The 22,405-nt window shown below is 47.7% G+C and carries 19 protein-coding genes; all 19 read left to right on the top strand.

Features of this window, described 5'->3' with window-relative positions; translation table 11 throughout:
- Window positions 1-45: 45 nt before the first annotated feature.
- The 19 genes from N685_RS0113520 (at window position 46) to N685_RS0113615 (ending at window position 22,386) form a co-directional block, all read left to right on the top strand.
- Complete coding sequence (locus tag N685_RS0113520; RefSeq protein WP_031409175.1) at window positions 46-1,140, top strand: GntR family transcriptional regulator; 1,095 nt, start codon at window positions 46-48, stop codon at window positions 1,138-1,140.
- A gap of 92 nt (window positions 1,141-1,232) precedes the next feature.
- On the top strand, window positions 1,233-1,919 hold the full coding sequence (gene araD, locus N685_RS0113525; RefSeq protein WP_031409177.1) for an L-ribulose-5-phosphate 4-epimerase: 687 nt from the start codon (window positions 1,233-1,235) through the stop codon (window positions 1,917-1,919).
- Window positions 1,920-1,934: 15 nt separating this feature from the next.
- Window positions 1,935-3,629 carry a ribulokinase gene (locus N685_RS0113530; protein ID WP_031409179.1) on the top strand — a complete coding sequence of 565 codons (1,695 nt, stop codon included), beginning with the start codon at window positions 1,935-1,937 and terminating at the stop codon, window positions 3,627-3,629.
- A 16-nt stretch (window positions 3,630-3,645) separates the two neighbouring features.
- The gene (gene araA / locus N685_RS0113535; protein WP_031409180.1) at window positions 3,646-5,136 is read left to right on the top strand and encodes an L-arabinose isomerase; all 1,491 of its coding nucleotides are present in this window, start codon (window positions 3,646-3,648) and stop codon (window positions 5,134-5,136) included.
- A 456-nt stretch (window positions 5,137-5,592) separates the two neighbouring features.
- Window positions 5,593-6,903 carry an ABC transporter substrate-binding protein gene (locus N685_RS0113545; protein WP_031409185.1) on the top strand — a complete coding sequence of 437 codons (1,311 nt, stop codon included), beginning with the start codon at window positions 5,593-5,595 and terminating at the stop codon, window positions 6,901-6,903.
- 147 nt (window positions 6,904-7,050) lie between these two features.
- On the top strand, window positions 7,051-7,959 hold the full coding sequence (locus tag N685_RS0113550; RefSeq protein WP_031409187.1) for a carbohydrate ABC transporter permease: 909 nt from the start codon (window positions 7,051-7,053) through the stop codon (window positions 7,957-7,959).
- Between the two features lie 3 nt (window positions 7,960-7,962).
- Window positions 7,963-8,808, top strand: a complete 846-nt coding sequence (locus N685_RS0113555; RefSeq protein WP_031409189.1) for a carbohydrate ABC transporter permease — start codon at window positions 7,963-7,965, stop codon at window positions 8,806-8,808.
- A gap of 27 nt (window positions 8,809-8,835) precedes the next feature.
- Complete coding sequence (gene arfA, locus N685_RS0113560) at window positions 8,836-10,344, top strand: arabinosylfuranosidase ArfA (protein WP_031409191.1); 1,509 nt, start codon at window positions 8,836-8,838, stop codon at window positions 10,342-10,344.
- A gap of 62 nt (window positions 10,345-10,406) precedes the next feature.
- A complete protein-coding gene (locus N685_RS0113565) occupies window positions 10,407-11,402 on the top strand; it encodes a Gfo/Idh/MocA family protein (RefSeq protein ID WP_031409194.1) in 996 nt (331 codons plus the stop codon).
- A gap of 15 nt (window positions 11,403-11,417) precedes the next feature.
- Window positions 11,418-12,470 (top strand): aldose epimerase family protein, encoded by a 1,053-nt coding sequence (locus N685_RS0113570; RefSeq protein ID WP_031409196.1) that lies wholly within the window; start codon window positions 11,418-11,420, stop codon window positions 12,468-12,470.
- A 25-nt stretch (window positions 12,471-12,495) separates the two neighbouring features.
- Window positions 12,496-13,296 carry an HAD-IIA family hydrolase gene (locus N685_RS0113575; protein WP_031409198.1) on the top strand — a complete coding sequence of 267 codons (801 nt, stop codon included), beginning with the start codon at window positions 12,496-12,498 and terminating at the stop codon, window positions 13,294-13,296.
- Window positions 13,293-14,507 carry a sn-glycerol-1-phosphate dehydrogenase gene (locus N685_RS0113580; RefSeq protein ID WP_031409200.1) on the top strand — a complete coding sequence of 405 codons (1,215 nt, stop codon included), beginning with the start codon at window positions 13,293-13,295 and terminating at the stop codon, window positions 14,505-14,507. The genes N685_RS0113575 and N685_RS0113580 overlap by 4 nt, the downstream gene beginning before the upstream one ends.
- A gap of 158 nt (window positions 14,508-14,665) precedes the next feature.
- Window positions 14,666-16,402, top strand: a complete 1,737-nt coding sequence (locus N685_RS0113585; protein ID WP_031409202.1) for a sensor histidine kinase — start codon at window positions 14,666-14,668, stop codon at window positions 16,400-16,402.
- Window positions 16,395-17,174: a response regulator transcription factor gene (locus N685_RS0113590; protein ID WP_031409204.1), complete on the top strand. Its 780-nt coding sequence runs from the start codon at window positions 16,395-16,397 to the stop codon at window positions 17,172-17,174. The genes N685_RS0113585 and N685_RS0113590 overlap by 8 nt, the downstream gene beginning before the upstream one ends.
- 104 nt (window positions 17,175-17,278) lie before the next feature.
- Window positions 17,279-18,604, top strand: a complete 1,326-nt coding sequence (locus N685_RS0113595; RefSeq protein ID WP_031409205.1) for an extracellular solute-binding protein — start codon at window positions 17,279-17,281, stop codon at window positions 18,602-18,604.
- A gap of 70 nt (window positions 18,605-18,674) precedes the next feature.
- The gene (locus tag N685_RS0113600; protein ID WP_031409207.1) at window positions 18,675-19,544 is read left to right on the top strand and encodes a carbohydrate ABC transporter permease; all 870 of its coding nucleotides are present in this window, start codon (window positions 18,675-18,677) and stop codon (window positions 19,542-19,544) included.
- Between the two features lie 14 nt (window positions 19,545-19,558).
- A complete protein-coding gene (locus tag N685_RS0113605; RefSeq protein WP_031409209.1) occupies window positions 19,559-20,425 on the top strand; it encodes a carbohydrate ABC transporter permease in 867 nt (288 codons plus the stop codon).
- A gap of 265 nt (window positions 20,426-20,690) precedes the next feature.
- Complete coding sequence (locus N685_RS0113610; protein WP_031409211.1) at window positions 20,691-21,740, top strand: aldose epimerase family protein; 1,050 nt, start codon at window positions 20,691-20,693, stop codon at window positions 21,738-21,740.
- Window positions 21,741-21,771: 31 nt separating this feature from the next.
- A complete protein-coding gene (locus tag N685_RS0113615) occupies window positions 21,772-22,386 on the top strand; it encodes a polysaccharide deacetylase family protein (RefSeq protein ID WP_084177502.1) in 615 nt (204 codons plus the stop codon).
- Window positions 22,387-22,405: the final 19 nt, after the last annotated feature.

The following is a 22,405-nucleotide window of genomic DNA, read 5'->3' on the forward strand; positions in this document are numbered from 1 at the left end:
AATAAAATTAATTTATATCTCATTATTTTATCGTTGAGGTGGACTATGAAGGAGAAAACGCTGCCCAAATATGCGCAATTAAAGCAAGAAATTTTATCATGGATTGTTTCAGGCAAGGTAAAGCCGGATGAGAAAATTCCGACTGAGCATGAAATCGCCAATCAGTTTCAGTTAAGTCGCCATACGGTTCGGCAGGCGCTCGGTGAGCTTGAGAAGGAAGGATGGCTGTACAAAATCCAAGGGAGCGGCACATTTGTGTCCCGGCCGAAGCCGAAAGAACAGGTTGACACGAAAACGATCGGGATCGTGACGACCTATATCTCCGATTATATTTTCCCTCATATTGTACGCGGTGCGGAAGAGACGTTGCGGGAAAAAGGGTACCGCCTTTTGTTGGCGAGCACAAATAACGATAAACAGAGAGAAAAAGAACGGCTTGAGGAGATGATTCGAGAGCCGTTGAGCGGGCTGATCATCGAGCCGACGAAAAGCGCGCAAGGAAACCCTAATTTAGGCTACTACTTGTCGCTCAACAACCACCATATTCCGTATGTGATGATCAACGCCCGCTATTTGGAAGTGAGCTGTCCATGCGTGAAAATGGATGACGAAGAAGGCGGGTTTTTATTGACGGATCACCTCATTCGTTTAGGCCATCGCCGAATCGCTGGTTTCTTTAAAACGGACGATTTGCAAGGGGTGGATCGTTTGCGGGGGTTTATTCGTGCCCATCAGCAACACGAGGTGCCCGTGGCGACGGAGTATCTTCTATCCTACACAACCGAGGAGAAAACGACCAGACCGCTTGAGGTGGCGCGGGAGTTTTTGCAACGGCCGAAAGAGGAGCGGCCGACAGCGTTTGTTTGCTACAATGATGAGCTGGCGATTTTGCTTCTTGATGTCATTCGCCAACAAGGATTATCGGTTCCTGATGACATTTCGATTGTCGGATTCGATGATTCGACGTTTGCGACAGCGACGGAAGTGAAGTTGACAACGATTCGCCATCCAAAAACGGAAATGGGGATCGAAGCGGCGCGGTTGTTGATTCAAATGATCGAGCAGCCGGCCGCTGAAAAAATCGGAGATATGATTTATAAGCCTGAGTTAATCATCCGTAACTCTACAAAAGGAATATAAAAATATGTTCGTATTTTTACAAAAAGTATAGAAAAATTGTACGTACAATATTATAATGGAGGTGAGGAGATTTTTCATAGGGAGTGGAGGCCATGCTTGAGGAGCTGAAACGATCAGTATGGGAGGCCAATCTGCAGCTTCCGCAATACCGCCTCGTGACGTTTACGTGGGGAAATGTGAGCGGGATTGACCGGGAGCGCGGGTTGGTTGTCATTAAGCCAAGCGGGGTGGCGTATGACAAACTGACCATCGATGATATGGTGGTTGTGGACTTAAACGGCAACGTGGTAGAAGGAGCCTTAAAACCGTCGTCGGACACTCCGACCCATCTCTGGCTGTATAAACAATTTCCAGGAATCGGCGGAATTGTCCATACCCATTCGACTTGGGCGACTGTTTGGGCACAGGCCGGGAGAGGGATTCCAGCGTTGGGGACGACGCATGCTGACTATTTTTATGGCGAAATTCCGTGCACCCGGCCGATGACCAGCGAGGAAATTCAAGGGGCGTACGAACTTGAAACCGGCAAAGTGATCACCGAAACGTTCCGGTTTCTCGACCCGTTGCAAGTACCGGGTGTTTTGGTGCATGGCCATGGACCATTTGCTTGGGGCAAAGATCCGGCCAATGCCGTCCACAATGCTGTCGTTTTGGAAGAAGTGGCGAAAATGGCGGCAAGAACGTACATGCTCAATCCAAATGCACAGCCGATCAGCCAGTCGCTGCTTGACCGCCATTATTTACGCAAGCATGGCGTAAACGCTTACTATGGCCAATAAGGGAGGGAGACTGCGATGGGGAAAAAGTATGTCATCGGCATCGACTATGGGACGGAATCGGGACGCGCCGTTCTTGTTGATCTGGAAGGAAACGAAATTGCGGACCATGTCACCCCGTACCCTCACGGAGTCATTGATGAAGTGTTGCCGGAATCGAACGTACAACTAGAACCAGACTGGGCACTGCAGCACCCGGGCGATTATATCGAAGTGTTGGCGACCGCCGTTCCAGCTGTATTGCAAAAGTCAGGGGTCAACCCGGCGGATGTGATCGGGGTTGGGATCGATTTTACCGCTTGCACGATGCTGCCGGTCGATGCTTCCGGCGAGCCGCTTTGCTTGAAACCGGAGTTTAAACATCGCCCACACAGCTGGGTGAAATTGTGGAAGCACCATGCCGCTCAGGATGAGGCAAACTTGCTCAATGAAATCGCCGCCAAACGGGGCGAAGCGTTTTTGCCGAGATACGGCGGTAAAATTTCATCCGAATGGATGATTGCGAAAATTTGGCAGATTCTGAACGAAGCGCCGGATATTTACGACCAAACCGATCTCTTTTTAGAGGCAACCGACTGGGTGATCTTCAAAATGACCGGTCAACTGGTGCGCAACAGCTGCACGGCCGGTTATAAGTCGATTTGGCATAAACAAGACGGCTATCCGAGCAAGGAGTTTTTCCGGGCGCTCGACCCGCGGCTGGAACACTTAACAGAAACGAAACTGCGCGGCTCGATCGTTCCGCTCGGCACAAGAGCAGGGGTGCTGACGAAGGAAATGGCGGCCATGATGGGCCTCCTTCCGGGAACCGCCGTTGCCGTCGGCAATGTCGATGCCCATGCGGCCGTACCGGGTGTCGGGGTCGTTGAACCAGGCAAACTGGTGATGGCGATGGGCACATCGATCTGCCATATGTTGCTTGGTACGGAAGAAAAGTATGTGGAAGGAATGTGCGGCGTTGTCGAGGATGGCATCATTCCGGGATATTTCGGCTATGAAGCCGGGCAGTCAGCGGTGGGCGACATTTTCGCTTGGTATGTTGAACAAGGTGTTCCGGCCTATGTGAAAGAAGCGGCGGAAAAAGAGGGAGTTAGTGTCCATGAGTGGCTGGAAAAGCGAGCCGCTGCCTATCGGCCGGGGGAAACCGGACTGCTCGCGTTAGACTGGTGGAACGGGAACCGTTCCGTATTGGTCGACACCGATTTAACCGGGCTGATCATCGGCTATACGTTGCTGACGAAACCAGAAGAGATTTACCGCGCATTGCTTGAAGCAACGGCCTTCGGCACGCGCAAAATTATCGATGCCTTTGTTGAAAACGGTGTCAACGTAGATGAACTGTACGCGTGCGGCGGATTGCCGCAAAAAAACAAGTTGCTCATGCAAATTTATGCTGATGTGACCAACCGTGAGATTAAAATTGCGGCGTCCAAGCAAACCCCGGCAGTCGGGGCTGCCATGTTCGCAGCGGTTGCGGCCGGCAAAGAAAACGGCGGTTATGAATCCATTGTGGAAGCGGCACGAAACATGGGGAAAGTGCGTGAAGAGACGTTCAAACCGATTCCGGAGAATGTCGCCATTTATGAACAGCTGTATCGAGAATATTCGAAACTGCACGACTACTTCGGCCGCGGGGAAAACGATGTGATGAAGCGGCTTAAACATTGGAAAGAAACCGCAAGGGCGGCGAAAGAATCAATAACTTTATCGTGAATCGGGAGGGGCAATCATGTTATCATTACGGCCTTATGAATTTTGGTTTGTGACAGGAAGCCAGCACTTGTACGGAGAAGAAGCGTTAAAACAAGTCCAAGAACATTCAAGAATCATGGTCAATGAATGGAATCGCGATTCGGTGTTTCCGTTCCCATTCGTTTTCAAATCAGTCGTGACGACGCCAGAGGAAATCCGGCGCGTTTGCCTGGAGGCGAATGCGAGCGAACGATGCGCCGGAGTCATTACTTGGATGCATACGTTCTCGCCAGCGAAGATGTGGATTGGCGGCCTGTTGGAGTTGCGAAAACCGTTATTGCATCTTCATACGCAGTTTAACCGTGATATTCCATGGGACAGCATCGATATGGACTTTATGAACTTAAACCAATCGGCTCACGGTGACCGGGAATACGGATTTATCGGTGCGAGAATGGGAGTGGCCCGGAAAGTGGTCGTTGGTCATTGGGAAGACCCAGAAGTCCGCGAGCGGCTGGCGAAATGGATGCGGACGGCCGTCGCCTTTGCGGAAAGCCGCCAGCTCAAAGTGGCCCGTTTCGGCGATAACATGCGCGAAGTGGCGGTAACGGAAGGGGACAAAGTGGGAGCGCAAATTCAATTCGGTTGGTCGGTCAACGGTTATGGTGTTGGGGATTTGGTGCAATCGATTCGCGATGTTTCTGAACAAAGCATTAACGAACTGCTTGATGAATACGCCGAACTGTATGACATGGTGCCTGCCGGCCGTCAAGATGGACCGGTTCGCGAGTCCATCCGTGAGCAGGCTCGGATCGAGCTTGGGTTAAAAGCCTTTTTGCAAGATGGCAACTTCACCGCCTTTACGACGACGTTCGAGGATTTGCATGGCATGAAGCAACTCCCAGGACTTGCGGTTCAACGGCTCATGGCAGAAGGATATGGATTCGGCGGCGAAGGCGATTGGAAAACGGCCGCCCTCGTCCGGTTGATGAAAGTGATGGCCGATGGCAAAGGGACGTCGTTCATGGAAGACTACACGTACCACTTTGAGCCTGGCAACGAACTGATTCTCGGCGCTCATATGCTCGAAGTATGTCCGACGATCGCGGCAACGCGGCCGCGCATCGAAGTTCATCCGCTTTCGATTGGCGGAAAAGAAGATCCAGCCCGCCTCGTGTTTGACGGCGGCGAGGGCGCGGCGGTCAATGCTTCCCTGATTGATTTAGGGCACCGCTTCCGTCTCATTGTCAATGAAGTCGATGCGGTGAAACCAGAACACGACATGCCGAAATTGCCGGTCGCCCGCATTTTATGGAAACCGCGCCCGTCGTTGCGCGATTCGGCCGAAGCATGGATTTTAGCCGGCGGCGCCCACCATACGTGTTTCTCATTTGCGGTTACAACAGAACAATTGCAAGACTTTGCGGAAATGACCGGCATTGAATGCGTCGTGATCAATGAACATACGTCCGTCTCCTCATTCAAGAACGAACTAAGATGGAATGAAGTATTCTGGCGGGGACGGTAAGGTGTAAGCGTGCAAATCCATACGGCACGACACCAAGGACATGGGCTGGAAGGAGGGCTCATGTCCTTGGTTTTTATCATATATAAAAGTTGGCAATTTAACAGAGGAGGTGATCTTGAATGTGTAAGCAAAGTAATCAACGCAAGGGCAGTTATATGGACAACTTTTGGCATCAATTTAACTTGGATAAAAATATTTCTTAATTTTTTTAAATTTTTTATTGAAAAAAATATACACAATGGTACAATGAAGTTAAAAGTTATACGTACAATATAAAACACGGTCAGGCTAAAACATAATATTTGTAAGGCCAAATTGTTTTCGAATCCTTATAAAAAGGATTTGAAATAAACTAGGGAGGAGAGGTGGTTAGTTTTAAAAGCGTTTTCAACGATAGTAGCAACATGGCGTAAACAGTAGTTGACCCGCGCTTGAAATCAGGGGGGAGGTAAACCGATGAAAAAGTGGTCTTTATTGCTACTAGTCTTATTTATGGCTGTATCAACGTTTTTAGCTGGTTGTTCAGGTGACTCAAGCAATTCTGGTCAATCGAGCAAAGGCGCAAATGGTGCCACTAAACTGACATTATGGACATTTGGAGAGCAACATGCAAAGTTTTTCGAGTTTATGGCTGATGAGTGGAATAAAACACACCCTGACAAAAAGATTCAGCTAGAAACTACCACTTATCCGTATGATGACATGCATAACAAACTGCTTTTATCTTTGCAATCCGGAGTAGGAGCGCCGGACATTGTAGATATTGAGATTTCTCGTTTCTCCAACTATTTAAAAGGAAAACCGCAGTTAGTAGAGTTAAATGACATTATAGACCCCGTAAAAGACAAAGCTATTCAATCAAGATTCGATATCTACTCTAAAGATGGAAAGTACTATGGAATTGATTTTCACGTCGGTGCGACCGTCATTTACTATAATAAAGAATTATTGGATAAAGCAGGGGTAAATCCCGACGAAATCGTTACATGGGATGATTTTAGAGAGGCAGGTAAGAAGGTAGTTAGCGCTACAGGAAAGCCGATGATGACAATTGAAACAGACGGTCCATGGACTTACTGGCCCCTAGTTGTACAACAAGGATCTGATTTTTACGATAAGGACGGAAAGGTAATTTTAGATAAAGATATCAACATAAAAACATTAACATTTTTGAAACAACTGTTAGATGAAAAAATTGCTATAGCTGCTCCGGGTGGGAACCATCATGCAGAAGAATATTATGGGTTTATGAATAAAGGCGGGGCTGCATCTGTTGTGATGCCGATGTGGTACATGGTGCGGTTTACCGACTACATGCCAGATTTAAAAGGGAAAATAATCATTAAACCGATGCCAAAATGGACGGCAGATGGAAAGCGGTCGGCAGGCATGGGCGGCACTGGAACCGCTATCACTAACCAATGTAAGAATGTAGAGCTGGCGAAGGAGTTTTTAGCGTTTGCTAAATTATCTAAGGAAGCTAACATCCAAATTTGGAAACAGCTTGGATTTGATCCGATTCGTTGGGATGTTTGGAGTGATTCTGCGCTGAAAGAGCCGAATAAATATACAGAATACTTTGGAGATTATATTTTCGATGTTCTTATGAGTGTGAAAGACGAAATCAATTCGCCGACAGTGACTGAAAACACTCCAAAAATGAATGAGTTAGTGGTCCAAACAGTTTTGTACAAGGTTTTAAAAGAAAAGAGCATGTCCCCAGAGCAAGCTCTGAAAAAAGTGGCAGATGAAATGAGAAAACAATAAACAGGAGTAGCTTGAATGATAGAGGGGGGATTTGATTGATGCCGCGGCACGACGTCTCCCCTCACCACTCTATGTTTTTTGGCTCGGGGATGATACAACGATTAAATCGGGAGGGGTATCGCGGTGGAAAATAAACCAGTCTACTCAATGCAAACAGTACCCCGGAAACGAACAGGAAACGGGATTATTTTTTCTCAAAAGGCTGCTCCGTATATTTTTGTATCACCGTTTATCCTGTCCTTTTTACTATTTTTCCTTTATCCTTCCATTTCGACGATCATAATGAGTTTTCAAGAAGTATTACCTGGAGAAACAAAATTTATTGGGGTAGAAAATTACAAAAAATTACTCAATCCGCATTTTTATGCAGCCTTGCGTAATACAACAATTTACACTATTTGGACACTAATTATTCTGATCCCGCTTCCTTTAGTGCTAGCGGTCATCTTGAATTCTAAGGCTATACCGGGACGTAATTTTTTTCGCTCTGCCTATTTTATACCAGCTCTAACTTCTACTATCGTAGTTGGTGTAGTGTTCCGTTTAATCTTCGGGGAGTTGGAATCAGCTCCTGCGAATACGCTTTTGAAATGGCTAGGGCTGCCGCCCCAGCAGTGGACAATGCATTGGGGAACGGGAATGTTTTTAATGGTATTTTTAGCGTCTTGGAAGTGGCTAGGGGTGAATATTTTGTATTTTCTCTCGGGGTTGCAAAATATCCCAAAGGAACTTTATGAGTCGGCAGAAATGGACGGAGCTGGGGCATTTAGGAAGTTTTTTTATATTACACTTCCACTTTTAAAGCCAGTGGTAATTTATGTGTTAACGATTAGTATTTTTGGCGGGTTTAGAATGTACGAGGAGAGTTTTGTGTTTTGGCAAAATCAGTCTCCTGGTGATATTGGACTTACTTTAGTAGGTTATATTTACCAAGAAGGCTTTATGAACAATGATATGGGATTCGGTTCTGCTGTCGGGATTGTGCTGCTAATCATCGTATTTGTTATTAATATTATTCAGTTGAAGGTTACCGGAGCCTTCAGGAAGGAGGGATAGAGAATGACAGAGACAGCAAAAATTCACCCAGTTGCAAAGGCGGTAGTCGTATTAATGTTGTCGCTTTTTGCTGTTGTCGCACTCTTCCCGTTTTTTGCGTTATTACTGGCATCCTTTAAGCCGTCTACGGAGCTGCTTAGATATGGGTTAAATTTAAAATTACAGGCACATTTGCTGTCATTCAAGAACTACATTTACCTCTTCCAAGAAGGGGCAAAATATCTGACTTGGTATAAAAATAGTTTGATTATTACTGCGGTCGGAACTGTGTTATCTTTACTATTTTCCTCTATGGTTGGATATGCGTTGGCAGTATACAATTTCAAGGGCAGAAATGTAATTTTTATTCTTGTCTTGACTGTCATGATGATTCCGACTGAAATTTTGATGTTACCTTTATACAAATTGATGGTGTCCTTCAAAATGATTAACACATACTGGGGAGTTATTGTTCCTACCATGGTAGCCCCTATCGCTATTTTCTTTTTTAGACAATACGCGTTAGGGTTGCCGAAGGAATTGCTTGATGCAGCTAGAATAGATGGGTGTTCGGAATTTAGAATTTTTTTCAGCATTATGGTTCCGTTGATGAAGCCCGCGTTTGGAGCGATGGCTATTTTACAGGCAATGGGTTACTGGAATAGCTTTCTATGGCCGACAATTATTCTACGAACGGAGGATATGTTCACCTTGCCAATCGGTTTATCTGGGTTGTTAACTCCTTATGGCAATAACTATGATATTTTAATTTCGGGATCTCTGTTAACGATTCTTCCGATTATTGTATTATTCATGTTCTTCCAACGTTACTTTATTTCTGGTTTAACGGTTGGAGGAGTGAAAGGGTAATCGACTATAGAAGGGGGTATGAGTGATATGGGGATGAAAAAAGCAACCATGATCATCGAAAAAGATTTCAAAATCGCCGAAATCGACAAACGCATCTATGGCTCGTTTATCGAACATCTCGGCCGTGCCGTATACGGAGGGATTTATGAGCCCGGCCATCCGCAGGCCGATGAAAATGGCTTCCGGCAAGATGTCATCGAGCTGGTCAAAGAGCTGCAAGTGCCGATTATCCGTTATCCGGGCGGGAATTTTGTGTCCGGTTACAACTGGGAGGACGGAGTCGGGCCAAAAGAAAAGCGGCCGCGGCGGCTTGATTTGGCATGGAAGTCAGTGGAAACGAATGAAATTGGCTTGAATGAATTTGTCGATTGGGCCAAGATGGTCGGAGCCGAAGTGAATATGGCCGTCAACTTAGGGACGCGCGGCATTGATGCGGCACGCAACTTGGTTGAATATTGCAACCACCCGTCGGGCTCGTATTACAGCGATTTGCGCATTTCCCACGGCTATAAAGAGCCGCATAAAATTAAAACATGGTGTCTAGGCAATGAGATGGACGGTCCGTGGCAAATTGGCCACAAGACAGCCGTTGAGTACGGACGAATCGCTTGTGAAGCGGCCAAAGTGATGAAATGGGTAGATCCGACCATTGAACTTGTTGCGTGCGGAAGTTCAGGCAGAAATATGCCGACGTTTGCGGAATGGGAAGCGACGGTTCTTGATCACACGTATGAGCATGTCGATTATATTTCCCTCCATCAATACTTTGGAAATCGAGATAATGACACGGCGAATTATTTGGCGCTGTCGCTGGAAATGGATGATTTTATCCGTTCGGTTGTGGCCATTGCTGATTACGTGAAGGCGAAAAAACGAAGCAAGAAGACGATTCATCTTTCGTTTGATGAATGGAACGTATGGTACCACTCGAATGAGGCGGATAAGCAAATTGAACCGTGGACCGTCGCGCCGCCTTTGTTGGAGGATATTTATAACTTTGAAGATGCGCTTCTTGTCGGCTGCATGCTCATTACGCTCATGAAACATGCCGATCGGGTGAAAATCGCCTGCTTGGCTCAGTTAGTGAATGTCATTGCACCGATCATGACGGAACCGAACGGGCCGGCATGGAAGCAAACCATTTACTATCCGTTTATGCATGCCTCGGTTTACGGCAGAGGGGTGGCGTTGCACCCAGTTATTTCAAGCCCGAAATACGACAGCAAAGACTTCACAGATGTTCCGTATTTAGAGTCGATCGCTGTTTACAATGAAGAAAAAGAAGAAGTGACGATTTTTGCGGTCAACCGTGATATGGACGATTCGTTATTGCTTGAATGCGATGTCCGCCATTTTGACGATTATCGCGTTATTGAACATATCGTATTGGAACATGAAAACGTGAAACAAACGAATTCCGCGCAATCTTCCCCGGTCGTTCCGCACCGCAACGGCGATGCTCAACTGTCCGGCGGGAAAGTGTCGGCGACGTTGTCGAAGTTATCGTGGAATGTGATTCGTTTAGGAAAACGATAAGGAAATGAAGGCTGGTCTGATGGCCAGCCTCTCCCTTTGAAAACGGGAAGGAGAGACGAAACATGGGGCGTAAAGTTCGCTTTGGTATTATGAGTACAGCGGCCATCGCCAAAGACGTGATGATTCCAGCCATTCGCCGGACGGATCGCGCCGAAGTCGTGGCGATCGCCAGTGAAAGGGGGAAGGCCAGCGAAGCGGCGCGGGGGCTCGGCATTCCGAAGGCGTATGACAGCTACGGACAGCTGATTGATGACCCGGACGTCGACGCGGTGTACATTCCCCTTCCGAACAGCCTGCACGCGGAATGGACGATCAAAGCGGCACAGAAGAAAAAACATGTGCTTTGCGAAAAACCGGCTGCCTTATGTGAAGAGGATGTCCGACGCATGATCGAGGCGTGCGAGAGAAACGATGTTTTATTCATGGAAGCGTTCATGTATCAGTTTCATCCGCAGCATGGGCGCGTCAAACAGCTTCTCGCTGCCGGTGAGATCGGTGACATCACGTACATGCGTGCCCATTTCTCTTTTTATTTGCAAGACCGGGAAACGAATATCCGCATGAACCCTGAGCTTGGCGGGGGAAGCTTGTTCGATGTCGGCTGCTATTGCGTGCACTCAACAAGACACATCCTTGGCGTCGAACCAATCGAATTATTTGTTCAATCCCATTTTGATCCGCACCGTTCGGTCGATTTAACGACGAATGGTTGGATGAGGATGGAAAACGGTGTGCTTGCGCAGTTCACGTGCAGTTTTGACATGCTCTTTCAGAACGAATACGAAGTGGTGGGCACGAAGGGAAAAATCGTTGTCTCGCGGGCGTATCGGCCGGATGTCGATGGCGGTGAGGGGCGGATTACGATCGTAACGGCTGATGGAAGCGAGCATGAGGAAACGGTGTCAGGCGATCAATACGCGCTGCAAATCGAGCACTTCTCGCTCGCTGTTCTTGAAGGCACACCGCTGTTGTATTCGCCAGAGCGCATGATCAAACAAGCGCGGGCGCTCGACGCTTGCCGCACATCGATGAAGACGGGAAACATCGTAAGGTTATAAGGAAGGGGAAGCAACATGAAAGTGACATATGAGAAATGGGCTGGATATAACGGAAAAGACGTGCTTTTGTTTACATTGACCAATGATCACGGCGTAGAATTGTCGGCGATGAACTATGGATGTGTTGTCACGAGGCTATGCGTTCCTGACCGAAACGGCAACATCGAAAATGTCGTGCTCGGGTTCGACCGGTTTGAGCCGTATATTGAAAACGCGCCGTACTTTGGCGCGGTCATTGGCCGCGTGGCGGGGCGCATTCGCGGGGCGAGCTTTGAACTCGAAGGCATCGCGTATCAACTGGCGAAAAACGAAAACAACAACCACCTGCATGGGGGACCGAATGGCTTCCACCGCGTGCTTTGGCGGGCTGAGACCGTTCAACGTGATGATGCGGTCGGCGTCGTTTTTTCGTACACGAGCCCGGACGGAGAGGAAGGGTATCCGGGAACTTTGGAAGTGCAAGTGGCGTACTGGCTGAACAATGACAACGAATGGACGGTGACGTACCGAGCCCGTTCGGACAAAACGACGTTGCTCAACGTGATGAATCATACGTATTTTAACTTAAGCGGCAACGGCAAGCGGGATATTTTGGACCATACGCTGACGATCCAAAGCTCGCGTGTGCTCGAACTAAACGAAGAACTGATTCCGACAGGCCGCGTCTTGGATGTCGCCGGCACGCCGTTTGATTTGCGGCACGGAAAGATGATCCGGGAGGCGGTTGAATCCGGACACCCGCAAATCGAACTCGTCGGCGGGGGCTATGACCATCCGTTTTGGCTCGACCGGCATCATGACAAGGAAATTGTTCTTTCCGACCAAGAGAGCGGACGAACGTTGACGGTGGAGACGGACGAAGTCGGCGTGGTCGTGTACACATCGAACCAGCTGCCGGAAGGAATGGATTTAGGCGGCGTGCCGTCGCGGAAACATCTCGGCATTTGCTTAGAAACGCAAGGGTTGCCGGATGCGGTTCACCATCCGCAGTTTCCCTCGATCGTATTGCCGGCTGACAAGGAGCGGGTATCAACGACGGTCTATCGGTTTGGCGTGCGGACATCATAGACGGATGGGAGGTGGATTGCCCTTGATGGAGGAAATCGCAGGGGTGTTGATTGATCTTGATGGGACGATATGGAGGGGAAATGAACTCATTCCGCAGGCGGAGGAGGCGGTTGCCTACCTCCGCTCTCTTGGAAAACGAATCGTGTTCGTCAGCAATCGCGGCAATTGGTCGCGGCGCATGTGCTATGAACAGTTTACACGATTCGGGGTGGCTGTGGCAGAGGAGGAGATTCTTTTATCTTCGACGGTCACGGCGCAATTTTTGCGCCAACACTATCCGCTCTGTCAAGTTTGGACGCTGGGGGATGAGGGGCTGCGCGAAGAGTTGCGCCTCCACCACGTTCGATTGGCAGCCGTGCCGGAGGAAGCGGACTTTCTCGTTATCACGTTGCATGAGACCGTGACCTATCGAGAGTTAGATTTGGCCTTTCGCGCGGTTTGGCATGGAGCGCGCATCATGGCGACCAATATCGATAAAACGTTTCCGAGTGAACATGGGAATGCCATTGATGTAGCGGGGATGGTCGGGGCGATTGAAGCGGCGACAGCCCGAACAGTGGAAATCGTGTTAGGTAAGCCTTCTTGCTTTATGGCGGAAGCGGCCTTGTGCCAGCTGCAAGTGCCGCCTCACCGTTGTCTCATCATTGGTGACAGTGTGGAGTCAGATCTTCGCATGGGGCGGATGCATGGGATGAAGACTGCTCTTGTGTTGACCGGTAATACAAAGCGGAGTCAGCTTGACGCATTGCGGGCCAAGGAACGGCCCGATTATGTGTTGGACTCGATTGGTGACATCATCCGCTTAGGGAAGGAGATCATGCAGTGAATCAAACATTGGACGGCATCGTTTCATTAGCCAAGCAATGTCAGTGCGGGCATCGTCATTATGATATTCCGATTGAACAAATTGTCGTGAGCCATGAGGCGTTCAAACGGCTGGCAGCTTATTTGCAGTACAAGCGATATAAGAAAGTGGCTGTGGTGGCCGACGCGCGGACGTTTGCGGCGGCGGGACAATCATTGTGTGATGAGCTGGAAAATGAATCGATTCGCTGCAAGGTATGCTTCGTGCAACCGGATGAAAATGGGGATGTCATCGCCGATGAGCGTGCCATCGTGCAAGTGCTGCTAGGAACACCGGACGATGTCGATGCGTTCATTGCCGTAGGGGCGGGAACGATTCACGACATTACCCGTTTTGGCAGTTATAAAATGAAAGTTCCGTTTATTTCGGTTCCTACTGCTCCATCGGTCGATGGATTTACATCCATGGGTGCTCCGCTCATCATTCGCGGGGTGAAAAAAACCATTCAAGCACAGGCGCCGATTGCAGTGTTTGCCGATATTGAAGTGTTGCGGAATGCGCCGAAAGCGATGATCGCTGCTGGGTTTGGTGATATGCTGGCGAAGTATACGTCATTGGCCGACTGGCAGTTTGCCCATTGGATGATGGATGAGCCGTATTGCCCATTCGTCCATCAGTTGACAGAACAGTCGTTGCAAACGTGTGTCGATCACCTCGATGACATTGCCGATGGCGGTGAACAAGGAATTCGTGTATTAATGGATGCGCTGTTGCAGTCGGGCATCGCCATGTTGCTCATGGGTCAATCGTACCCCGCTTCGGGCGCTGAACACCACCTTTCCCACTATTGGGAAATGGAATTTTTGCGCCAGAACAAACGGCAAGTGCTCCATGGCGCAAAAGTGGGAGTATCGACTCCGATCATTGTGGAGCACTATCAACGTGTCTTTTGGCCTTTGTTAAGTGAATTAGAAAAATGCCGAAAGTCCATGGACGAAACGATATGGGAACGGCTCAAAGCGCATACCGCTTCTATTCGGGAGCTGCTTGAATCATTGCCGTCCCCAGAGCGTCTTCGCTCAATGGTAGAGAGAGTAGATGGGGCGGTTGCGCCACAACAGCTCGGTATCGACCACTGGCTAGTAGAGCGTGGTTTGAAAGAAGCCCATCGGTTGCGCCCGAATCGTTTCACGATGCTCTATTGTTTAAACGAATGTCTGTTGAGGGAATGAAGGGGGCTGGTCGGACGGCTTACGAGCCGCAGACGACCAGCTTTTGTTTTGACTCCCTTTGTTTGTGTGCTATACAAATTATTTAGAAACTACTATACTAGTTAATGAAAGAGGTGTTTCTTTCACATATTCTTTTTCATAGTAGGAAGGTACAGGCCATGCTCAGCTACTTAAAAAAATGGAACACGCTGCGAAATCAAATCTTGGTCGTATTCCTATTTGTCATGGTGATTGTGCTGTCTCTCGTCAGCATGATCACCCTCAAGCAAGTGTCCTTGTTGATTCGCCATAACGCGGAAAGCCAAATCAAGCAGACAGCGATGGAAACGAGCGGCCGAATCGATTCACTGTTTGAACAGCTGAATACAGCGACAAAGTTTATGATGACCAATCAAGAAGTCCAGCGATTGTTTGAGCGAATCCATTCGGGAGAGAAAGTGACGTTTCCGGAATTGCAAAGGCTAAAAAGTGTGGTCAATAATATCCAAGCCAACTCTGAAGGCATTTACTCCGTTGAACTCTATACAGAAGATTTGAAGCAAGTGTTTCCTTTAGACAGTTCGATGAAGATGTTTGAACGCCTCAATGTCAAATGGATTTATGAAGCCGATCGGGCCAAAGGAAGGCTCGTTTGGATCGGAGAAGATCCGCGGAATTCTCAGTTTTATTTGGCGATTCGCCGCATTACGTTAATGGAGCGCCAGTTTGTCAACGGGGGGTACTTGCTTGTCCGCATTTATAAACCATATTTTTCAATTACTGAGGTGAACACGGGGCAATACGTCTTCGTTTCCGATCCGGAAGGGAAAATGATTTTTTCGAACACTCCCCACTCCATCGATCTATCTTCGTTAAACGAGCGGACAGCAACGATCATGAATCAAATCGAATATATGGTGACAAAACAGTCTTCCAACAAAGGATTCACCGTTTTCATATTGACTCCTGTCAGCGCTCTGACCAAGGGAATGAACGGGATTCGGCTAGGGATCATTTTCGCCGGCATCATCGGGATGCTTGTTTACTTTTTATGTTCATTGCTTCTGTCAACCGTTATTACACGTCCGATTGTTCAATTGACCAAAACGATGCGGCTGGCGAATGAACGGTTATTAGCTGTTGACCCGCAAATGGTTACAGTCAATGAAATCAGAGAGCTGAACAGCACCTATAACCAATTGGTAAAAGAGACGAATCACTTGATGAAGATGGTGTATCAAAAAGAGATCGTTCGCAGCCAAAGTGAATTGAAAGCGCTTCAGGCCCAAATCAATCCCCACTTCTTATACAACACGCTGGAGTCGTTGCGATGGTCATTAGAAGAAAAAGGGGAAGAAGAGCTGGCCGATGTCGTTGTTTCCATGTCAGAGCTGTTTCGCTATACGATCAGCCGGCATGCGAACGACGACTGGGTCACATTGAAAGAGGAGTTTTGCCACATCGAAAATTATATGGAGATTGTCAAATTCCGTTTTGGTGATCGGATCAAATGGAAGCTATGGCTGTCAAAGGAATGGGAGCAAGTACGGATTCCAAAGTTAATCATTCAACCGTTAGTGGAAAACGCGGTCGTCCACGGATTGGAAAACCGATCGTCTCCTTGTACGATTACGGTCACTGTCAAGCCTGGTTTGGATCGTCATCTTGAGATCATTGTGGAAGATGATGGAGCCGGGATGGACGAAGAAACGCTCAAGGCGGTGAAACAGGCTGTGGATACAGGGGGCCTGGTGTCTAAAAAAGGAAAAGGAATGGCTTTGTATAATGTCAAAAAGCGCCTTCAACTTTATTATCGGGACGAAACGAACACTGGCCTAACGATTGACAGCTGGAAAAACAAGGGCACAAAAGTCACGATCCAAATTCCTATTAATGGAGGTGAAAAAAATGTATGAGAAAACGATTTTAGTTGTCGATGATGAACCAAGGGCGCGAGAAGGAATGAAACGGTTGTTGGAAAAATGGGGCGCTGGCAAGCATCGAATTATCACGGCTGACAACGGTCAAGAAGCGCTTGCCATTTTGCGGCAAGAGCGGGTGCATGTGTTATTGACCGACATCCGGATGCCTGAAATCACGGGGCTTGATGTGCTGGAAGTGCTGAGGAAAAACGATGATTCTCCGGCGGTGATCATCATCTCTGCTTACCCCGATTTCGACTATGCACAAAAAGCCATCAGCCTTGGGGTGCTAAACTATTTGTTAAAACCAGTAAAGAAAAGCGAATTATTTGAAGCGGTAGAAAGAGCGATCCAAATTTCCGAACAAAGAGAAAGAGAACGGGTAATGAAACAGCTGGTTGACGATAAACTGATCAATGCTCTTGACCGCCATTCTCCAACTCGCGAGCCGATTCGCGAGGCCCTCCAGTTTATTGATCAACATCTCAAAGACGATCTATCACTAAAAGAGGTGGCGGAGCATGTCCATCTCAATCCAAGCTATTTCAGCACGCTGTTTAAGGAACAGATGAAGCTTACATTCAGTGAATATCTCACAAGAAGAAGGATGCAACGGGCCAAGGAGCTGCTCGTGACGACGGATATCCCGGTCGCGGAAATTGCCGAAGAGTGCGGTTACAGAACCGCGAAATATTTTATTCAACTGTTTAAGGAAATGGAGGGGATGACTCCAAGCAGCTATCGAAAAAGGCAAAAAGAAAAATAATCTAAAAATACTGGTACTTTTCCTAATGGTTGTTGCCTTTTTCCCCTTTCGCGATGATGGTAGACTGTATTTGCAAGCAAAGAACAGAGAAGGGGGTACAGTTTGTGAAAAAGAAAGCGTTCACATGGCTGGCTTTGTTGATGTTGATGGCAGGATTGGCGTTGTCCGGTTGTTCTTCTTCGTCTAGTGATTCTGCTAACGGAGGGAAATCCGGAGACGGGAAAATCCATTTGAAGTTCATGCACGATTGGCCCAAAGGCAGTTCGACCGCTTACTACAATCTGGTGGAAGAGATTATTAAAGATTATGAAGCGAAACATCCGAATGTCGTCATTGATGTGGAAGTGCTGAACCCGGATCAATATCGAGATAAATTGAAAGTGCTGGCTGCCTCGAATGAATTGCCTGACGTAGGACTGACATGGTCTAACGGCTTCGCTGAGCCGTACGCGACCGGCGGACAATTTGCGCCACTAAATGATATAATCGAAAAAGAATTTAAAGACCAGTTCGTACCTGGAACGGTAGAAGCGTATACCTTTAACGGCAAATCGTATGCGCTTCCAATGGAGATGAATATTACGTACATTTTCTACAACAAAGAGATTTTCAAAAAATATGGCCTTCAAGAACCGAAAACGTTCGAAGATTTGAAAAACATCGGAAAAACGTTGATCAAGCATGGAGTGATTCCGGCAACGGTTGGTTCGAAAGACGGGTGGCCGGCATCGATGTGGTTTATGTACCTTGCTGACCGGATCGGCGGCCCGACGATTTTGACGGATGTCATTCAAGGAAAAGTGAAAATGTCCGATCCAGCTATTGTCAAAGCGGCAAAAGAAGTTCAAAACCTTGTTGACATGGGCTTTTTTGTGAAAGGAAATACAGCCTTCTCCAATGACGATGCCAAAGGCTATTTCCTCAACGAAAAAGCGGCTATGTTCCTAACGGCGACATGGGAGTTGCCCAACTTTACGACCAGCCCGGATGTCCCGCAAGAGTTTAAAGACAAAGTCGGTTACTTTAAATTCCCGCTGTATGAAGGCGGAAAAGGCACGGATATCAACAGCTATGTCGGTGGTCCTGGCTTAGGCGCGTTTGTTGCGGAAAATTCCAAGCATAAGGAACAAGCGAAAGACTTCGCGGTGTACCTTGTCAAAGAATGGGGCAAACGCTCAGTGGAAGGCGCAGGAATTTTACCGGCCACGAAGGTGAATACGGAAGGATTGAACGTGCCGAAAATGTATCTGGATGTGTTGCATGACATCAATAACGCCACCAACATTACGACTTGGTTTGACACCCAAGCGAGCCCGAATGTTTCCGAACTGCATCATGACTTAATGACAGCCTTGTTTGGGAAACAAATCACTCCAGAAGAATTTGCAAAACAGCATGATGAAGCGCTGGCTGAGGAAGCCAATAAATAAAAAAATGCGCACTTTGGGGGCATCAGTGGTAACCTATGCCCCCTTATTTGCAAAGAAGGAGTTATCAGCAATGAAAAACGTCATGTCCAATAAAACAGCCATAATTCTTTATGTTCTGCCGTCGCTTCTTCTCGTCTTGTTTTTAATTTATATCCCGATTGTGCTGACGGGATATTATGGACTGATGGATTGGAGCGGGGTAGGCCAGATGAAGTTCATCGGCCTGGAAAATTATAAAAAGCTGGTCCATGATCAACTGTTTTGGGAAAGCACATGGCACTCCGTCTTGTTGGCGTTATTTTCCGTTCTCAGCTTGATCGGCTATTTAATCGTTTCTTTACTATTGGCCAGCAAGCTGAAGGGAGCGAATCTGTTTCGAAAAATTTACATTATCCCGATGCTCATGTCGTCGGTCGCCATTGCTCAGCTTTGGATGAAGATTTTTGATCCGATGAACGGATTGATCAACAGCTTGTTATCGATGATAGGGGTAAAGGAAACTCCGCTTTGGTTGGCCGATCCTCAGATGGCGTTGTATTCGGTGTTCATTCCGATTGTTTGGCAGTATGCGGGATTTTACATCATCATCATGTATGCCGCTTTGATCAATGTACCTCAAGAATTGATTGAGGCGGCAAGAATCGATGGCGCCAATGCTTTTCAAATCGCCTATAAAATTAAAGTGCCTCTTATTTCTGGAGTGTTAAAAGTATTGGTGATTCTAGCCGTTGTGGGGTCTTTGAAATATTTTGATTTGATTTACGTCATGACCGGAGGCGGCCCGGGGCATGCTACGGAAGTCATTGCTTCTTATATGTATAAAGAAGCGTTTGGGAAGTTCAACTTTGGGTATGGAAGTGCCATCGGGTTTGGGTTGCTGATCCTTAGCATGGGAGCGACATGGGTGATTCAAAAAATGTTGAGAGTAAATCAGGGATAAAAGGAGAATTGACCATGAGAGAAGCAAACATCGCAAATACCGAACATCGTTCTCCTTTACGGCGAATAGCAATAGCGATTCTTTATGCTGTATTGATCGCTGTCGCGCTTCTTCAATTATACCCGTTAGTATGGCTATTCTTGCTGTCGTTGAAAACGAATCAAGAAGTATTTGGAATGTCTCCCTTCGCTTTGCCGAAATCTCCGCGGTGGGAAAATTATATCAATGCGTGGTTTGATGGGGGGATTAACCAATACTTTTTCAATAGTGTCTGGTATACGATTGTTGCTGTTGTATTGACGTTGATTTTAGCCAGCTTTGTCACTTTTGCCTTGACGAGAATGGAGTGGAAATTCAAAGGCGCGGTGTTGGCCTTGTTTATGATTGCTTACATGATTCCGCTTCATTCGACACTCATCCCATTGTTTAATATTTACAATAAAATCAATTTGATCGATAATCCGATTTCGATTATTCTCTCCTATACGACATTCAATTTGCCGATTACGATTATGATTTTGTTAGGATTTTATCAGTCATTGCCGCGGGAAATCGAGGAAGCAGCAGTAATGGATGGCTGCTCTGTTCATCGCATTTTTTTCCGCATCACCTTGCCAATGACGACGCCTGTTCTCGCTACTACCGCGATTATCAACATGATTTACAATTGGAATGAGTTTGTGTTTGTCAACACGTTCATCAGTTCGGAAAAATGGAAAACGATCACAGTCGGAGTCAACAATTTTGTCGGTCAATATCTCACTGACTGGGGCGCGATCGGCGCGACTTTGGTAATCAGCATTTTGCCGATCTTGATTGTGTATTTATTCTTGAGCGATCGAATTATTGAAGGACTCGTGGCTGGTTCGGTAAAAGGGTGATGTTCTTCACCCTTTGGCGCGACAATCACATCGGTGAGCGGTGATGTTCATCGCCGGATGAGAACCAGGCCAACCGTTTCTCATGGTTCTTGTCTGTGAAAAGCGTCATGTTTATGCTCGGGGTGAGAAGCAATGGTTGCTCATGAATGTTTTGCGCTTTGGCTGGTTGATAGATTTGTTTGTTTGTGTTATATACAAACTATTTAGAACGTAGTATGATAAAAATGAATCAAACATGTTCGTCATTTTGGAAGGGGGGAGAGGAGTGCGGATTGCAACAAAACCATGGTCTCGCTTCAACGGAAAAGAGGTTCTGTTATTCACGTTGACAAATGAATATGGCATGGAACTGTCGGCGACAAACTACGGATGCATCGTGACAAAACTGCTAGTTCCTGACCGAAACGGCAACATCGAAAATGTCGTGCTCGGGTTTGACCGGTTTGAACCGTATATCGAAAACGCGCCGTACTTTGGCGCGGTCATCGGCCGCGTGGCGGGGCGCATTTGCGGGGCGAGCTTCGAACTCGATGGAATCACGTATCAATTGGCGAAAAACGAAAACAACAACCATCTGCACGGTGGTCCGAATGGCTTCCATCACGTGCTTTGGCAGGCTGAGACCGTTCAACGCGATGATGCGGTCGGCGTCGTTTTTTCGTACACAAGCCCGGACGGGGAGGAAGGGTATCCGGGAACTTTGGAAGTGCAAGTGGCGTACTGGCTGAACAATGACAACGAATGGACGGTGACGTACCGAGCCCGTTCGGACAAAACGACGCTGCTCAACGTGACGAATCATACGTATTTTAACTTGAGCGGCAACGGCAAGCGGGATATTTTGGACCATGCGCTGACGATCCAAAGCTCGCGTGTGCTCGAGCTAAATGAGCAACTGATTCCGACCGGGCGCGTCTTGGATGTCGCCGGCACGCCGTTTGACTTGCGGCACGGAAAGATGATCCGGGAGGCGGTTGCATCCGGGCATCCGCAAATCGAACTCGTCGGCGGGGGCTATGACCATCCGTTTTGGCTCGACCGGCATCATGACAAGGAAATCGTTCTTGCCGACCGAGAGAGCGGACGAACGTTGACGGTGGAGACGGACGAAGTCGGCGTGGTCGTGTACACATCGAACCAGTTGCCGGAAGGAATGGATGTAGGCGGCGTGCCGTCGCGGAAACATCTCGGCATTTGCTTAGAAACGCAAGGGTTGCCGGATGCGATTCATCATCCGCAGTTTCCCTCGATCGTATTGCCGGCTGGCAAGGAGCGGGTATCAACGACGGTCTATCGGTTTGGCATCGCCGAATAAAGAGAGGGAGAAGATCATGTTGCAGCCGAAGATGATTGAATGTGTTGAGACGCCTCATAAAGTGGTTGCCATAACGTTTGATGACGGCCCGAATCCAGTTTATACATTTGACGTTTTAGAAATATTGGAAAAGGTATCCGGAAAGGCTACCTTTTTTATGATTGGCAGTCATATGGAAAAGTATCCAGAAGTGGTGGAAACCGTCGAGGCACAAGGCCATGAAATCGGCAACCATACGTATTCTCATGCCAATCTGACTTCCGTGCCGAAAGACGAAATTTTACAAGAAATCGGGAAGGCGGATGCGATCATCGCTGAGATGACCGGTACAAAGGCCGCTGTCTTCCGTCCTCCTTATCTTAACTATAACGAAACGGTCGTTTCGCTCTGCAGTCATTTCGGCTACCAAATGATCGGCGCGCTCAATACCGATGCGCGAGACTGGGAGCAACCGGGCGTTGATTATATTGTTCGAAAGACTCGCGGCCATATAAAAAACGGGAGCATCCTCCTTTTTCATGATGGATTTGGGGATCGCTCACAAACGATCGAAGCCGTCCGTATCCTTGCAGCCGAGTTGCATGCGCAAGGGTACAAGCTGGCTACGGTCAGCGAATTGCTGGAACTGCAGGGCGGAAGCGGCTGATGTTCTAATCTGATGATGT

Origin of the sequence: Geobacillus vulcani PSS1, assembly GCF_000733845.1 — a bacterium.
GTDB classification, from domain to species: Bacteria; Bacillota; Bacilli; order Bacillales; family Anoxybacillaceae; genus Geobacillus; species Geobacillus vulcani.

Excerpts from the sequence above, each read along its gene's own strand:
- N685_RS0113520 (WP_031409175.1), top strand. The coding sequence starts at position 46 with ATGAAGGAGAAAACGCTGCCCAAATATGCGCAATTAAAGCAAGAAATT.
- araD (WP_031409177.1), top strand. The coding sequence starts at position 1,233 with ATGCTTGAGGAGCTGAAACGATCAGTATGGGAGGCCAATCTGCAGCTT.
- N685_RS0113530 (WP_031409179.1), top strand. The coding sequence starts at position 1,935 with ATGGGGAAAAAGTATGTCATCGGCATCGACTATGGGACGGAATCGGGA.
- araA (WP_031409180.1), top strand. The coding sequence starts at position 3,646 with ATGTTATCATTACGGCCTTATGAATTTTGGTTTGTGACAGGAAGCCAG.
- N685_RS0113545 (WP_031409185.1), top strand. The coding sequence starts at position 5,593 with ATGAAAAAGTGGTCTTTATTGCTACTAGTCTTATTTATGGCTGTATCA.
- N685_RS0113550 (WP_031409187.1), top strand. The coding sequence starts at position 7,051 with ATGCAAACAGTACCCCGGAAACGAACAGGAAACGGGATTATTTTTTCT.
- N685_RS0113555 (WP_031409189.1), top strand. The coding sequence starts at position 7,963 with ATGACAGAGACAGCAAAAATTCACCCAGTTGCAAAGGCGGTAGTCGTA.
- arfA (WP_031409191.1), top strand. The coding sequence starts at position 8,836 with ATGGGGATGAAAAAAGCAACCATGATCATCGAAAAAGATTTCAAAATC.
- N685_RS0113565 (WP_031409194.1), top strand. The coding sequence starts at position 10,407 with ATGGGGCGTAAAGTTCGCTTTGGTATTATGAGTACAGCGGCCATCGCC.
- N685_RS0113570 (WP_031409196.1), top strand. The coding sequence starts at position 11,418 with ATGAAAGTGACATATGAGAAATGGGCTGGATATAACGGAAAAGACGTG.
- N685_RS0113575 (WP_031409198.1), top strand. The coding sequence starts at position 12,496 with ATGGAGGAAATCGCAGGGGTGTTGATTGATCTTGATGGGACGATATGG.
- N685_RS0113585 (WP_031409202.1), top strand. The coding sequence starts at position 14,666 with ATGCTCAGCTACTTAAAAAAATGGAACACGCTGCGAAATCAAATCTTG.
- N685_RS0113590 (WP_031409204.1), top strand. The coding sequence starts at position 16,395 with ATGTATGAGAAAACGATTTTAGTTGTCGATGATGAACCAAGGGCGCGA.
- N685_RS0113600 (WP_031409207.1), top strand. The coding sequence starts at position 18,675 with ATGAAAAACGTCATGTCCAATAAAACAGCCATAATTCTTTATGTTCTG.
- N685_RS0113605 (WP_031409209.1), top strand. The coding sequence starts at position 19,559 with ATGAGAGAAGCAAACATCGCAAATACCGAACATCGTTCTCCTTTACGG.
- N685_RS0113615 (WP_084177502.1), top strand. The coding sequence starts at position 21,772 with ATGATTGAATGTGTTGAGACGCCTCATAAAGTGGTTGCCATAACGTTT.